This window comes from Leisingera sp. NJS204 (assembly GCF_004123675.1).
In the GTDB taxonomy this organism is placed as follows: domain Bacteria; phylum Pseudomonadota; class Alphaproteobacteria; order Rhodobacterales; family Rhodobacteraceae; genus Leisingera.
Window position 1 is genome coordinate 470,771 of record NZ_CP035417.1, and the last position, 14,230, is coordinate 485,000.

Genomic DNA, 14,230 nt, shown 5'->3' on the forward strand with positions numbered 1-14,230 from the left:
CGAGAAAATTTACCTACCGTCGAAGTCGTGCTGCTTTGTGTGGATGCCGTTACCATTCCCAAGAGCTAACACGGGCTTGCGATTCTTGTAGCGGGGTTTCATCGAGCGGCCACTTTGTCCGCGATGAGTGAATTCGGGTGACTGATCTCGCTGCAGCATGCTTGAACGGCTGGTTTTCACGCCGCGCAGCGGAGCCGAAAATGATGCAGTCGCAGCGATTTTTCTGCTGCAAGCGCGCAGCGAAAACATCCAAGGTACAGGTTGGGCCGATATCGTTGAAAAACCCGTTGTTTTTGGCGGCATACCCGGGGTTATGGACCTGATTTCCTGGAGTAATCTGTGGTTGCACCGCTCTTTTTACGCAGCGGCAGGCACTATTGGCTTCAGTTTGGCCGGTTTCCTGAGGTTCTGGGCGGTGGCTGCTAAGGTGAACTCGTCCTGGACGCCACATGGGCCTCGTAGCCGGAGCCGCCCCAGCCCGAGGATGCGTTTGAGGTGCGCGAAGAGCATTTCGACCTTCTGACGCCGCCTCTGGGCGGTCGGGTTGTAGCCGGAGGCCGTGCAGAGCCGGGCGAAGTCTCTCACGATCTCATATTTGTCTCGATTGATGCTGCGCGTTGCAGTGTCGGGGCAGCATTTTTGCTTCGATAGGCAGGTCTGGCTGTCGAGTTTTGAGCTGCGGTACTGGCGGCGGCCGGGCTTGGGGTTGTGTCTTCTGGGATCAGAATAATTTCGCCGGGTGTGGCGCAGTTCTTTACCTTCCGGGCAGATGTAGCGGTCATTTTCTTCGTCCCATGTGAAGTCGGATCGCGACCGGATGCCATCCTTGCGCTTTGAATGATCAAAGACCGGAATGAACGGGAGTATCTTCCGCTTGAGCGTCAGCCAAACCAGATTATCAGATGAGCCATAGGCGGTGTCCGCTGCGGCCCGATCAGGCTTCAGGCCAAAGCGCTCTTCCGTCCGGCCGGTCATCTTGCGCATGGCACCCGCCTCTGCCTGCCGGATCGAGCGGCTGGCATCCACGTCAAGAATGATCCCATGATCCGTGTCGATCAGGTAATTGTCTGAATAGGCAAAGAATGCAGGTCCTTTGCGAGCCGCGGTCCATTGGCTGGCGGGATCGGCATGTGCCGTGAACTTGGGTGTTGTCTCACCGGCCGCACCGAATGCTGCGTCATCGGGAGTGCCGAGATACTCGCGCACCGCCCGTGATATATCATTGGGATCGATCTCCCTGGCCACCCATTCTTCGGGATTGCTGGAGTTCTGCTTCTGAACATCCGCAACAATCAGGCTGGCATCCACGGCGACCCCCTGGCCACCGACAAGCCCTTCCGGCACGCATCTTTCAACAGTCGTCTCAAAAACATGACGCAGCAGATCACTGTCGCGGAAGCGGCCGTGCCGGTTCTTGGAGAATGCCGAGTGATCCGGGATGCGGTCAGTCAGATCAAGGCGGCAAAACCAGCGGCAGGCCAGGTTCAGATGCACCTCTTCGCAAAGCCGCCGTTCGGATCGGATGCCAAAGCAGTAGCCAACCACAAGCATGCGGATCATTGGTTCAGGATCGGCCGATGGTCGGCCCGTGCGGCTGTAGAAACCCGCCAGATGACCCCGGATGCCGCTCAGATCGAGGTGCCGGTCAACCGATCGCAGCAGATGACCTTACGGGACATGCTCCTCCAGATAGAAGTCGTAAGCGCTTTTCTTTGCCTCGCTCTCTACTTCCGCTTTGCGGACTTCGATTTCCTTGGCCAGCGCTTCCAATTCAGCGGCACTCAGCCTCTTTAGATCAATGCCATGTTTCACGTGTGTTTTCAGTTGTTCTCGGTCAAAGCAGATATACCCATCTGGGGCAAGCAGCTGGCCACAGCGGTGCGGTATCCGTCGCAATCCGATTTGGGGCCGGAGGCTGCTGATCGCACCAGGCGTATGAACTGCCCCTCCGGCTTGGCGGTTCACTACACCGTTCCGAGAAACCAATTACAACGCATGCACCACGACCTTGACCATTTCGAGAAGATCGCTCGCGCCACTATAGCTTCCCTGCCGGGGGCCTTCAGGCCAGCTGCAGATAACGTCATTCTGCGCATTGCCGAATGGCCTGCGCCGGCCATGCTGGACGAACTTGGTTTTGCAGATCCATATGAACTGACAGGGCTCTACGAGGGAATACCTATGACCGAGAAATCGGTTCTCGACATGGCGCCACCTCCGGATGTTGTCTGGCTCTTCCGCCAGCCGATCCTGGCGGAATGGCGTGACCGCGATAATGTCGAGCTGAACCAGTTGATCGCGCATGTTGTTATTCACGAGTTCGCCCATCATTTCGGATGGACTGACGAGGAGATCGCAGCCATCGACCAATGGTGGGTCTGAACCGCTCTTCGATGCCCAGGGGAAGTTGGCATTCGAGCTCACAGGTGACGTTGCCGCGACGATGGGGTGCCGCGAGTGCAGTCGATGGTTCGCAGCCCGCATCCGGCATTGCGATAGTTGCGAATTAACAGTCCCGCAGCTAAAATTCCCGACATCGCCGGGAGAAGTTTCAAGGGCCAATCACATCAAGAGCTTGATCGCCTCAACGCGCTGCTGCATGCGCTGCCCGTAGAAAACATGCCTATGTCGCTTAGCGAATTTGATGACTACGTGACCGGCATTCTTGCTTGTAATGACATGATCCCGCCCTCGGAATGGCTGCCCCATGTCTGGGGCGAGACTGGCGAAGCACATTTTCCTGACCGGAAAGCCGCAGAAGAAACGATCGGTGCCGTCATGGCGCATTACAATTCGGTGGCCGAGGCGATGTCCCGCTCGTTTTGGATCGAACCTGTCTACGAGGTTGATCCCAACAGCGACGAGACGATGTGGGAGCCTTGGGTCGACGGCTTCACCCGTTCCATGGGCCTGCGGGCGGAAGCTTGGGAACGCCTGCTCGATCAGGCCGACGAAGAGACGCGGGCTACGATGATCTTCTTGATGGCGTTACAGGACATCTACACTGGTCAAAGCAAGTTCACGGACGACGAAATTGACCAGATCGACCTTGAAGCCCCCGATCTGATCCCGAACTGCGTTGCGACAATACTGCACCAGTCACGTCCTGAACTTTCCCGCCCTGAGCCTGAAAATCTTTCCGGCATGCCGTTCAAGGCTGGTCCTCGACCAGGTCGAAACGATCCGTGCTCCTGCGGGTCTGGCCGCGAATACACGCAGTGTTGCGGTCGGAACTGACTGATCTCCAAAGATTTCATAGCAACCATCTGCAGAGCGAGGCACCGGTCTAATCGGGGAGGAGCTCGCAAACTGCACCTGTCATCGGATCGGACCGCATGGGGCGGATCGGCTGCACCCAGCCCGATGCGGCCGTAGACAAGGGTACCGCGCCAAGAATGCTGCCGGTGTGAAATTCTATGGTCACCTTCCCGGAAGCAGACACTCAGCAGGGCTAAGCTGCCTCATGTGATGCTGCGGGATGCACCGGGGCAGCGGAGCGCAGGAAGCTGCCGCTGCAAAGTTGCGAACTGTGGTTGCCCTTCGGAACCTGACCGGCCCAGAGCGGCCTTTCGTTGATTGCTCAAGATGCTGCGACCGCATCCCGCTTTGCGGACATTGGCTTCCGTGATCAGTGCTTCAATCATCTACCGCAGATCAAAGAGGTATTCAGATGGAACGCGAACCCAACCTTGTCATTTCCAGCGCATCGTTGAGCATGGGGTGCCATTCAAGGTGGACATCTACAAACTCGAAGGCGGGGACGGTTGGTCACTGGAAGTTGTGACCGGAGACGGGACATCCATTGTCTGGGACGATCGCTTGGAAGACGACCGAGCAGTATTCGAAGAGGCAATCAGCACCATTCGCAGTGAAGGCGCAGTCGCTTTTGCCAGCGGTGGTTCAAACGTCGTCCCGTTTAAGCAGTAGACGAACGGCCCGGAGCTGCCGTTGACCACAGCGATCAGCACTGCAGGACAGCTTGCGGAATGCGGGCATTTGCGTTCTGGAGCATCTTGGGCGACTTGGCCTGGCAGCGGGCTATAGCAAGCTAGGCCGCGCCCTTCCATGTGACTGGCGCAACGTAGACGACGCTCTCATCAAGGCTGACCATCACGTCGCCGTCCTGGACATTGACCTGGAGCTTCATCGCGCGGCTGGCCAGCTTGGCCAGTGCAGCAGTGTCGGACTCCGGGAAATTGATCACTCGCAGGTTGTCGAAACGGGTGGTGCTGTTTTTAACCTTGTCCCACCACACTTCGGCAGTACGACCGCCATAGGGGTAGACAATCACTTTTGCGGCTTTGCTGCAGGATTTCCGTATAACCTTCTCGCTCGGAAGCCCGAGGGCCACCCATACCTCGATCTCGCCGCTCAGGCTCTTCTGCCAAATGTCGGGCTCGTCATCCGTAGACAGTCCTTTGGTCAGCTCCAAATGCTCATGGGCATTCAGAGCAAAGGCGACGATGCGTACCATCAGCCGCTCGTCGGTCTCCGAGGGATGCTTGGCCACGGTTAGCTTATGAGTCTCGTAGTAGTGGCGATCCATGTCCGAGACCGACAGCTCCACTTTGTAGATGGTGGAATTTTGCGCCATGATCTTCCCAATCCTTCCAAGGATCGGGCTGCTTACCCCGTCCGGTCACCCTTGGGAAGTCAATATGGAGGCCGAAAACAACAAAGTGCGCCAAGATGGGGGCGGGAGAGGTGGCACGCCCGGCCAGTGTTCCTACCCTTTTTTACCGCGGTTGCGGCCCAAAACGGTCATCCACGGTGTCCTGGAATGCTGCGATGCCGCTTCACCGAAGCAGACATTATCTGCAGTACAGAACGTCAACAAAGCGCTCCTATGTCCGAGCTTTCTTGACAAAGGAGGAGCGGCGATTTTTCTTCATGTAAGTCCACGCAATAAAGCGACTGGTTTTTTGCCCCTGTGCCATTTCGACGACTTCGCAATCTGCAACCCTGGTTTTTCCTATAATTCGGCCGAGGGGCTGGAGGTTATCCTTTTTCGACACCAACGAAGTAAACCACAGACACTGATCGGCGAACTCCATGCTCTGTTCGACCATGCGGGCGAGAAACTTTATCTCCCCACCAGGGCACCAAAGTTCCGCGTTTTGGCCACCAAAGTTGAGTTTTGCTGAACGCCCCTTGCCAAGGTTCGCCCACTTGCGTTGGGTACCCTTTTTCGCTTTCTCGATAGACCCATGGAATGGCGGATTGCACATGGTTACGTGAAAAACATCGTTGGGCTGGATCACACCGCGAAAGATATTCTCAGGTTTGCTTTGTCGCCTAAGGGTAATTGCCAACTTGTTGAATTTACATATCTGTCTTGCCGATCTGATCGCGCCCGCGTCGATATCGACGCCAGTAAATTGCCAGCCGTATTCGCTCTGGCCCGTAAGGGGGTACACCAAGCTTGCTCCCGTGCCGATGTCCAACGCTTTGATATGACGGCCACGTGGAATTTCTTGGTTGTTGCTGCCAGCAAGCAGGTCCGCGAGATAGTGGATGTAGTCGACTCGGCCGGGGATTGGTGGGCATAAATAACCGGCGGGAATATCCCAAAAATCAATATCGTAATGCGCCTTTAGCAACGCCCGATTAAGCATACGGACGGCCTGCACGTCTTGAAAATCAATCGTCGCCTGACCGGCTGGGCTTTGGATCATGAAGGCCTCAAGCTCAGGTGTCTGCGCCATCAAGAGCTCGAAATCGTAGCCTCGTGAGTGTTGATTGCGGGGGTGCAGCTTTGTCTTGGTGGTCATGGGGACGCCTTCATTAAAGTTTGGTGGACGTCACTCGCCAGACGGTTTGTTGCTTTTAGACCCTGAGAGACAAATAGTAAAATGTGGAGCGGTCCGGATCCTCCGCTGACGCCATTGGCACACCCGCAGCGAAAGTGCTTTGTCTAAGATTTTTCGATGCGGGCCAGTTGGTTAGGTTGGGCTTGGCGGGGTGGCCCGCGTTGACAAATCTGACAAGGTGGAAGCCGCGGGATGTGTGTGCTGCGCTATGGGGAAAGCGCAGGCATCCGCCATGGATATTGGTGGAATTTTCGCGGGGTTTGCTGAGCTTGGGCGATTGGCGGCACGGCCTTTGGGGCAGTGTCTGGAAACTTCGCGGGTCTTGCCGGGGCGGTTTTCATCGCCTTGAGCTGCGAGCACGCGCGCAGGCCATAGCGCACCGTCGACCAGCATGGGAAGTTTCTGATCTCAGAGTGGTTGCGAGACGGGCTTTTCATCATGCGGCCTGCAATCCTGGTGGTGCCCGGGATCGCGGAACCTCGCCGCGCCGGAAGGTTTCGATGATGCGCATGGGTCCGCCGCAATCGGGGCATGGTTCGCGCAGGGTCAGGGGGTCTTTGAGGTCGTCTTCCGGCTGGTCCGGCTCGCCAGAGCCCGCCGTTCCGAGAACCGCGCGGACCCGGGCGACGTTCTCTTTGCGGCCACTGCCCGCGAGGAAGCCATAGTGCCGGATGCGGTGGAACCGGCCGGGGGGTACATGGATCAGAAAGCGGCGGATGAACTCGTCGGTTGCAAGTCGCATCACCTTCATCCGGTCCCCGCGCTTGATCCGGTAATCCTTCCAGCGGAACGCTACGGTGCCGGCGTCAGCGCTGACCAGGCGATGGTTTGAGATTGCCACGCGGTGTGTGTACCGGCTCAAATAGGCAAGCACCGCCTCCGGACCACCGAAGGGCGGTTTGGCATAAACAACCCAGTCGATCTTGCGCAGCGGGGCCGGCCATTCGGCGAAGGCGGGTGCGTCTGCCAATCCCGCAAGATCTCCGAAGAGTCTCAAGTGCCCGGCACCGTGCAGAGCCATCAGCCCGTCCAGAAACAACCGCCGGAACAGCCGCGACAGCACGCGTACATGCAGAAAGAACCCTGGCTTGCACACGACCCACCTTGTGCCGTCCGGCGACAGGCCGCCACCCGGGACGATCATGTGGATGAGGGGATGATGGGTCAGAGCCTAGCCCGTCGCGCCAAAGGCGCGCCTCATTTTTTAGGAAACGCACCTTTGGTGCGATGTGTGCAGCACGCTGGTCAAGCCGGCACGGGCGCCGGGGCGCTTGGGATCGGCGGCGATTGTCATGACCGTTTGAGCGGACGCTTTGAACAGCAGGCTATAGAGCGCCCGCTTGTTCCAGAGAGCAATCCGCGCAATCTCGGCCGGTAGTGTGAAGACCACGTGGAAGTACTCCACGGGTAGAAGGTCCTCGGCGCGTGCTGCCATCCAGTCTCGCGCCGCTGGTGCCTGACACTTCGGACAATGCCGGTTCTTGCAGCTGTTATACGCAATATGCTGGTGGTTGCACTTGGGCAGGCCGCCACATGACCACCGAGCGCCTCCGTTCGGCAGGCTTCAATCGCTGACATGGCCTTCAACTGCGCCAGGTTCAGATGCCCGACATTGGCCCGCCGATAGGCAGGACCGTGGGTTCGAAAGATGTCAGCAACCTCCAGCTTCGGGCGCGGCACTGCCCGCGCGCGTCACTCCGACCTTCGGTCCCGGAGCTGCACCAGCAACTCGTAGGGGCTGTTGGTGTCGCGGATCAGCTTGGTCGCGACATGGGTGTATTGCGCCGTCGTGCTCAGCTTGGCGTGCCCAAGCAGAACTTGAATGACCCGCACATCTGTTCCGGCTTCTAGCAGGTGGGTTGCGAAGCTGTGGCGCAAACTGTGCAGCGTGCTCCTCGGCTTCTTGATCCCAGCCAGATGCTTGGCTGCGCTGAAGGCACGATGCAATTGGCGGGGTGAGAGCGGATTGATCCGGGGCTTGCCTGGAAAGAGCCAGTCATCCGGCCGCGCCTCGCGCCAATAGTCGCGCAGAAGCGCCAAAAGGTCAGGCGACAGCATTACCTTGCGATCCTTGCCGCCCTTTCCGCGCTCGGCATGGATCAGCATCCGGCCGCTGCCAATATCGGTGACCTTGAGATTGCAGACCTCCGGCGCCCGGAGCCCGGTGCCATAGGAAATGCTGAGTGCAGCGCGGTACTTCAGCCCCGGGCCGGGCGCGGCCTTCAGCAGCCCGAACACCTCTTCGGCGCTGAATACGACCGGTAGCTTCCTTGGCTCCGTGCGGTAGTGCAGGCATTGCTTCATCTCCGGGCGCTGGCATGTCGTTTCAAAAAAGAACCGCAGCCCGGCAAATGCGCACCGCCGCACGCCTCCATGGCAACGAGGCAAGGGGGCAGCTGGCCAAAAAAATCCAAGACCTGCGCACGCCGCAATTTCTTGCGCAGAACTGCTCGGCCCATGCTGTCAGCTCCATGCACCTGAAACACATTCTTCGCCAGATCGAGCCCGACCGTGATAATCTCTGACATGACCGCTATCCTTTGTGGATCGTTGCAGACCCACTTTGGCATAGTGAGGCCGTCGGGGGGCGGTCACATCATCAGAGCCCTTTCAGGTAAGTAAAGTCGGTCTGTCAAAGCTGGTTCGGTCGGGTCGTCTTGTCAAGGAACTCGTCAGAGCCGGACAGAACCACATAGGCCGGGTTGGTGATCAGGTCACAGGCCTTGAGGATGCCCCTCTCGGGACATTGCTGCGCAATGCCCTGCCGGGCAGTGGGTAGACCGAAGCCTCTGACATCGAGCCATTGGAGCGCCATTGGTCCGAGAGACAATGGGCGAGGGTACTTTTCCGTGTCAGTGAGTTGCACGGCCAACTCGCGCGGCAACAGATCGCTTTGGTGCAGGGCCAGGTCCTTGATCTTCTCGCGCACCGGCTCAGGGATGCGGTTCCAGACCCGCGCCGGCCTGGGGATGCCGGGCTTGTCCAGCGTGCGACTGGCCGGCAGGTGCGACCCTTCCACCAGCCGGATGATCTCCAGCTTCTCAGGTGCGGGATACCTCATTCGCCGTCGCCCCTATCGCGCTGACTTGGGCACTCACTTTGGGTGAGGCCGTTCTGACAGCGCTCATTCCGCTGTTTATTGGTTTTGCCATCATTGCGGATCCGATCCGCCAGATGCCGGGGCTGAACACTTAGGCGCATGTATCCAGGGACGTTAAGAATTTTCTGTTGGTTTCACGGTACTTTCGGCGCGAGCCATCGAGAATCAGGAACGCGCGGAGAAATTCATTGTTTTTCAAATTCAAAGCGTCCAGGCCCGCAGATCAGGATAGCGGTGCCAGGATTATTGCCGGTATGGTCGATCGCACTCAGGCGACAATCCAATTTAAACCGGACGGTACAATTCTGACCGCAAACGGCAATTTTCTTGCTGCTTTGGGATACCGGCTGGAAGAAATCACGGGCCGGCATCATTCGATGTTTGTGGCGCCTGAAATTGCCGCGGGTGCGGAATATAAGTCATTCTGGAAAGACCTGGCCGCTGGCCGTGTGTTCACGGATCAGTTCCCGCGGGTGACCAAAGACGGCGCCACCATTTGGATCCAGGCGACCTATGCTCCGGTTGAAAACGCGGATGGCACAGTGGAAAGGGTGGTCAAAGTGGCCACAGATGTAACGGTGCGCCGTCTTGGGCTGCAGGAAATCGCCAAGGGGCTGGACGCGATGAGCCAGGGGGATCTGGGTTTCCGGGTCAAACTGTCCGATCAGGCGGACATTGCCGCACTGGGCGAGGCGTTCAACCGCTCGGCGGAGCAGCTTGGCACAGCGATGGGCGCGGTGACGCAAGTATCCGAAGCTGTCGGACGCACAGCGGATGAGATTTCCAAATCAGCCAGCGACCTGTCTCAGCGTACCGAGAGCCAGGCTGCTACGCTGGAGGAAACCGCAGCGGCCATCGAGGAGCTGACCGGCACGGTGCATTCCTCGGCGGAAGGTGCAGAGAAGGTGGAAGGCATCGTCAGCGAGGCCCAGACTGCCGCGGAACGCAGCGGCCAGGTTGTCTCGGACGCTGTTGCGGCGATGTCGCAGATCGAGAGTTCCTCTGAGGAAATCGCCAAGATCATCGGGATGATTGACGATATTGCCTTTCAGACCAACTTGCTGGCGCTGAATGCCGGGGTCGAAGCCGCCCGGGCGGGGGAAGCAGGCCGTGGCTTTGCGGTTGTTGCCTCAGAAGTGCGGGCGCTGGCGCAAAGGTCTGCTGGGGCGGCCGGCGAAATCAAACAGCTTATCGGTCAAAGCAAACAGCAGGTGGCCAGCGGTGTGGACCTGGTTGGCAGAACCGGAATTGAGCTTAAGCAGATCATTGACAGTGTGGGGCATATTTCCACCCACATCAGCGGGATTGCCACTGGCGCCAAGGAACAGGCAACGTCGCTGAGCGAGATCAACCTTGGTGTTTCACAGCTGGACCAGGTGACCCAGCAGAATGCGGCGATGGTTGAGGAAACCTCGGCCGCCAGCCAGTTGCTGTCCGCGGACGCCAGCCAGCTGACCCGCGAAGTGTCCAAGTTCAGCTCCGCAGGCAACCCGGCCCCCGCCCCGGTTGCGGATGTGGTGGCTTTCCAGCGCCCGGCGGCAGCAGCGCCGACAGCAGCCCCGGCGGCACAAGGCGCCGGCGGTTTGGATGCAGATGCGCTGCCTGCGGCGCAAGGGTGGGATGATTTCTGAAGCCGGCTTGCGGTTCTTGCCTGTGGCAGCGGCAAGGCTTTCTATGAATTGACATGTTGACACTCTCTGTTTGCACCGCAACGCTTGCGCGCAAAAATGACGGGGTGAAAACATGAACAGCCAGGACGCACCAGCCTATCCGCTGGTCCGGCGGGCCGGGCAGAACGGCATGCTGGTGAGCTTTGACAGCAGCCTTAGCGAGGCCTCGAACCGCGCCGCGCTGGCTTTTGGCAGTGCGGTGGAAGCACTGCCGCTTGAAGGGGTTGTAGAGACCATGGCCTCTTTGGCCTCGGTCTTTGTCCGTTTTGATCCTGCAGAACTGCGGCATGAGGCGCTGGAGGCTGCTTTGCAGACCCTTCTGACCGCCCAAAACTGGCTGCAGGCGCCGCTGCCGCCCGGGCGCCGGTTCTGGCGGGTGCCCACAGTATACGGCACCGATCTGGCACCCCAGCTGGGAGAAGCAGCCGATGCCGCGGGGATGAGCGAGGCACAGGCCATCGAAAGCCTGGGTGCTGCACAGGTGCGGGTGCTGACCATCGGCTTTGCCCCCGGCCAGCCCTACCTTGGGTCTTTGGGGCCGGAATGGAACCTGCCACGGCAGACGGAGCTGACACCGTTGGTGCCGCGCGGCGCGCTGGTGCAGGCGATCAGCCAGTTCGTCTTGTTCTCCAATCCGGCACCAACCGGCTGGCGCCATGTGGGTCAGACCGGGCTGACCCTGTTCCAGCCGGGGGCAGCGCAGCCTTTTGTTCTGCGCCCGGGTGATGAGATGCAGTTTGAGCCGGTCTCCAAACCGGACTTCCTGAAACACTGTCAGGATGACCCGCTGCTTGGCGGCGCCGTCGTCTCGGAGATCGCAGCATGAGCGGCCTCAAGATACTGCGGATCGGACCGGCAGCTTCGGTCCAGGATTTGGGGCGGCCCGGTTTACTGGGGCAGGGGGTGTCCCAAGGCGGCGCTGCTGACCCGCTGGCATTGGCCGAGGGGGCTGCGCTGCTGCGGCAGGATTCCGGATTGGCAGCCTTGGAAATGGGTGGCATGGGCGGCGAGTTCGAAGCAACCGGCCCCCTGCGCATTGCCCTGACCGGCGCGCCGATGGCGGCAGTGCTGGAGGGTGAACCGCTGGCCTGGAATGCGTCGCACCGGATGGAGGCGGGCCAGCGTCTGTCAATCGGTGCCGCCCGCCGCGGCGTCTATGGATACCTGCATCTTGGCGGCGGTATTGCCACGGAGCCGCTGCTTGGCTCCCGCGCTGTGCATCTGATGGCGGGGCTGGGGCGGGCGGCCGAAGCCGGAGACCTGCTGCCTGCCGGTTCAGACCGGAATAATGAAACAGGTCTGGTACTGGCCGCCGAGGACCGTTTTCAGGGCGGTGAATTGCGTATTGTCGAAAGTTTCCAAAGCAGCCTGTTTCCCGAGGCGGTCCGTGTCCGGTTTGCAGCCACGGCTTTCCGGCGCGGCAGCCGTGCCAACCGGATGGGGGTGGAAATGGTCTCGGAGGGCGAAGGCTTTGCCGCTGATGGCCAGCTCAACATCCTGTCCGAAGTGATCCTGCCGGGGGATGTGCAGATGACCGGCGATGGTAAGCCTTTCGTGCTGCTGCGCGAATGCCAGACAACTGGCGGTTACCCGCGGATCGGCACCGTTCTGCCATGCGATCTCCCCAAGGTGGCGCAGGCGCAGGGCGGCGCTGCGCTCCGCTTCTGCTGGACCAGCCTGGAACAGGCTCTGGAAATTCAGGCCAGGTTTGAGACGGTTTTAAAGGGGCTGCCCGCTGCTTGCCACCCGCTGGTACGCGATCCGGCAGCGCTCCGGGACCTGTTATCCTATCAATTGATCAGCGGGGCGGTCTCTGCGGAGGCGGACCCATTTGCAACGGGAGAGACCGCATGACCAAGACCGTCGACCTGAACGCCGACATGGGTGAAAGCTTCGGCCCCTGGACCATGGGGGATGACGCGGCGCTGCTGGACATCGTCTCCTCGGCCAATATTGCTTGCGGCTTTCATGCGGGCGATCCGGATGTGATGGCCCGGACCATGGCGCTGGCGCATGACAACGGCGTCGGGATCGGCGCCCATCCCGGGTTCCTGGACTTGCAGGGCTTCGGGCGGCGCAAGATGCATGTGCCGCATGGCACACTGGCCAATATGATCCGCTACCAGCTGGGCGCAGCGCAGGGCATGGCACGGGCGGCCGGAACCCAGGTGCGCCACCTGAAACTGCACGGGGCCCTGTCCAACATGGCCTGCACCGATCACGCGCTGGCGCGGGCCTGCTACGAGGCGGCGCTGGAGGTGGAACCGGACATCATCATCATGGTGCTGGCGGCCACGGCCATGGAAGAGGCGGTGCGCGGCCTGGGCTGCAATTGGTGCGGTGAGATCTTTGCCGACCGTGCCTATAATGATGACGGCACGCTGGTCGACCGGTCCTTGCCGGGGGCTGTCATTCATGACCCGGCCCTGGCCGGTCCGCGCATTCTGCAAATGGTGGAAGAGGGCGCCATCATCACCGAAAGCGGCAAGCGCATTCCCGCCTCAATCGATACCATCTGCCTGCATGGGGATACGGCGGAAGCGGTGCAGCTGGCACAATCGGTCCGCACCAGCCTGACGGAGGGCGGGATCATGATCCGTCAATTCACCGGGCGCAGGGGCTAAGCACCGCTGGCGAGGTGTACTTGGTGCCTCAGCCGGGAGGATCGCCTGGCGCTAGGGCGGTTTTCGGGATTTTCGGGAAAAATCCATGGAATCGGATGCCTGATTTGTAGGGAAACTGCCGGAGGCGACTCGCGAAACTCTACCCCTCTTGTGTGCCTTTGGTTCGAAACCCCAACATCTAGCGGGAGGTAATCCTCAAGCCATCGCGCCTGTCGTGCCAAGGCCCGGCCGATTGCCGGAAAACAGCAAGCCGGCCATCTTTTTCAATCGCGTAAGCCATTGAAAGAAAGGAAATTTCACGAGTGTTTTGCAAAAAGTCATGCAAACGTCAAAAAAGGGCTTGCGGGTTTGTTGGTCTAACCTTAGAACCCCCTTCACCGGCAGCGACGAGATGCTGCTGAGACACACCGGACGGGACGGCGGGAACGCAGGACGGGACGGGAAACACACCGGAGAGACGGTGGGACGGGCTGGAGAGGCGGCCGGACGCTCAGGAGAGACTGAGGCACTTTGATAGATCTGACAGGCGGGCGCGCTGGGGAATACTGGCGCATCGGTCTTGTTTTTGGCCTCTTGGTGCTGCTCTTTGACATTGATGGATAACTGAAGAGATATGTGGGCGGTTTGGTTCGTTTCGATGGATCAACGTCTGTATATCAACGCTCATAGGAAGTTCGCTTCCGATGATTGAGTGTCAGCTTCACTGTCTTGTTCGGCTTCGGTTTCTTTTGAAACCAAGCACAACAGACAGAGAATAATTGGTTGCAGTTCCGGTTCCTAGCCGGGTCGGATCGCAAGGCGTCTCAAGCCCCCGTGTTTGAGCGTTTTGTTAAAGCAACCAGTGATGTGCAGAGGTTCGAACGTCAAGGATAAGCTGGCAACAGCTTTTCAACTTGAGAGTTTGATCCTGGCTCAGAACGAACGCTGGCGGCAGGCCTAACACATGCAAGTCGAGCGCTCTCTTCGGAGGGAGCGGCGGACGGGTTAGTAACGCGTGGGAACGTGCCCTTCTCTAAGGAATAGCCA

Annotated in this window: 10 protein-coding genes, 1 rRNA gene and 4 pseudogenes (1 of these 15 only partly in view); 8 read left to right on the forward strand and 7 right to left on the reverse strand. The window is 59.5% G+C overall.

The genetic code is table 11. From position 1 onward, the window contains the following. Positions 1–357: 357 nt before the first annotated feature. A pseudogene (locus ETW24_RS02395) lies at positions 358–1,749 on the reverse strand (transposase). 54 nt (positions 1,750–1,803) lie between these two features. Between ETW24_RS02395 and ETW24_RS02400 the strand changes: the two are divergent. From ETW24_RS02400 to ETW24_RS24420, 3 genes are all read left to right on the forward strand, one after another. Continuing rightward, positions 1,804–2,382 carry a metallopeptidase family protein gene (locus ETW24_RS02400; protein ID WP_343328087.1) on the forward strand — a complete coding sequence of 193 codons (579 nt, stop codon included), beginning with the start codon at positions 1,804–1,806 and terminating at the stop codon, positions 2,380–2,382. 117 nt (positions 2,383–2,499) lie between these two features. Further along, positions 2,500–3,237 carry a UPF0149 family protein gene (locus ETW24_RS02405; RefSeq protein ID WP_254695683.1) on the forward strand — a complete coding sequence of 246 codons (738 nt, stop codon included), beginning with the start codon at positions 2,500–2,502 and terminating at the stop codon, positions 3,235–3,237. 348 nt (positions 3,238–3,585) lie between these two features. Next, the gene (locus ETW24_RS24420) at positions 3,586–3,927 is read left to right on the forward strand and encodes a hypothetical protein (RefSeq protein WP_205877329.1); all 342 of its coding nucleotides are present in this window, start codon (positions 3,586–3,588) and stop codon (positions 3,925–3,927) included. Positions 3,928–4,048: 121 nt separating this feature from the next. Here ETW24_RS24420 and ETW24_RS02415 read toward each other — a convergent pair whose 3' ends face one another. From ETW24_RS02415 to ETW24_RS24645, 6 genes and pseudogenes are all read right to left on the reverse strand, one after another. Continuing rightward, positions 4,049–4,594 (reverse strand): YaeQ family protein, encoded by a 546-nt coding sequence (locus tag ETW24_RS02415; RefSeq protein ID WP_129369595.1) that lies wholly within the window; start codon positions 4,592–4,594, stop codon positions 4,049–4,051. A 250-nt stretch (positions 4,595–4,844) separates the two neighbouring features. After that, entirely contained in the window at positions 4,845–5,771 is a 927-nt protein-coding gene (gene rlmF, locus ETW24_RS02420; RefSeq protein ID WP_129369596.1) for a 23S rRNA (adenine(1618)-N(6))-methyltransferase RlmF, read from the reverse strand. Between the two features lie 475 nt (positions 5,772–6,246). After that, a pseudogene (locus tag ETW24_RS02425) lies at positions 6,247–7,490 on the reverse strand (IS91 family transposase). Between the two features lie 12 nt (positions 7,491–7,502). After that, the gene (locus ETW24_RS02430) at positions 7,503–8,198 is read right to left on the reverse strand and encodes a tyrosine-type recombinase/integrase (protein ID WP_254695684.1); all 696 of its coding nucleotides are present in this window, start codon (positions 8,196–8,198) and stop codon (positions 7,503–7,505) included. Further along, a pseudogene (locus ETW24_RS02435) lies at positions 8,162–8,338 on the reverse strand (IS110 family transposase); the annotation flags it as partial. The gene ETW24_RS02430 and the pseudogene ETW24_RS02435, both read right to left, overlap by 37 nt. A gap of 107 nt (positions 8,339–8,445) precedes the next feature. Beyond that, positions 8,446–8,883 (reverse strand): annotated as a pseudogene (locus ETW24_RS24645) (hypothetical protein); the annotation flags it as partial. A 281-nt stretch (positions 8,884–9,164) separates the two neighbouring features. Between ETW24_RS24645 and ETW24_RS02445 the strand changes: the two are divergent. The 5 genes from ETW24_RS02445 to ETW24_RS02465 all read left to right on the forward strand — a co-directional run. Next, positions 9,165–10,541, forward strand: coding sequence for a methyl-accepting chemotaxis protein (locus tag ETW24_RS02445; protein WP_129369598.1), 1,377 nt, complete (start codon positions 9,165–9,167; stop codon positions 10,539–10,541). A gap of 112 nt (positions 10,542–10,653) precedes the next feature. Further along, entirely contained in the window at positions 10,654–11,406 is a 753-nt protein-coding gene (locus ETW24_RS02450) for a 5-oxoprolinase subunit B family protein (RefSeq protein ID WP_129369599.1), read from the forward strand. Next, positions 11,403–12,434: a biotin-dependent carboxyltransferase family protein gene (locus ETW24_RS02455; protein ID WP_129369600.1), complete on the forward strand. Its 1,032-nt coding sequence runs from the start codon at positions 11,403–11,405 to the stop codon at positions 12,432–12,434. The genes ETW24_RS02450 and ETW24_RS02455 overlap by 4 nt, the downstream gene beginning before the upstream one ends. Continuing rightward, the gene (locus ETW24_RS02460) at positions 12,431–13,204 is read left to right on the forward strand and encodes a LamB/YcsF family protein (RefSeq protein ID WP_129369601.1); all 774 of its coding nucleotides are present in this window, start codon (positions 12,431–12,433) and stop codon (positions 13,202–13,204) included. The genes ETW24_RS02455 and ETW24_RS02460 overlap by 4 nt, the downstream gene beginning before the upstream one ends. Positions 13,205–14,093: 889 nt before the next feature. Beyond that, positions 14,094–14,230: ribosomal RNA gene (locus ETW24_RS02465) — 16S ribosomal RNA — on the forward strand (it continues 1,329 nt past the right edge of the window).

Excerpts from the sequence above, each read along its gene's own strand:
- ETW24_RS02455 (WP_129369600.1), top strand. The coding sequence starts at position 11,403 with ATGAGCGGCCTCAAGATACTGCGGATCGGACCGGCAGCTTCGGTCCAG.
- ETW24_RS02400 (WP_343328087.1), top strand. The coding sequence starts at position 1,804 with ATGTTTCACGTGTGTTTTCAGTTGTTCTCGGTCAAAGCAGATATACCC.
- ETW24_RS24420 (WP_205877329.1), top strand. The coding sequence starts at position 3,586 with ATGCTGCGACCGCATCCCGCTTTGCGGACATTGGCTTCCGTGATCAGT.
- ETW24_RS02415 (WP_129369595.1), bottom strand. The coding sequence starts at position 4,594 with ATGGCGCAAAATTCCACCATCTACAAAGTGGAGCTGTCGGTCTCGGAC.
- rlmF (WP_129369596.1), bottom strand. The coding sequence starts at position 5,771 with ATGACCACCAAGACAAAGCTGCACCCCCGCAATCAACACTCACGAGGC.
- ETW24_RS02445 (WP_129369598.1), top strand. The coding sequence starts at position 9,165 with ATGGTCGATCGCACTCAGGCGACAATCCAATTTAAACCGGACGGTACA.
- ETW24_RS02450 (WP_129369599.1), top strand. The coding sequence starts at position 10,654 with ATGAACAGCCAGGACGCACCAGCCTATCCGCTGGTCCGGCGGGCCGGG.
- ETW24_RS02460 (WP_129369601.1), top strand. The coding sequence starts at position 12,431 with ATGACCAAGACCGTCGACCTGAACGCCGACATGGGTGAAAGCTTCGGC.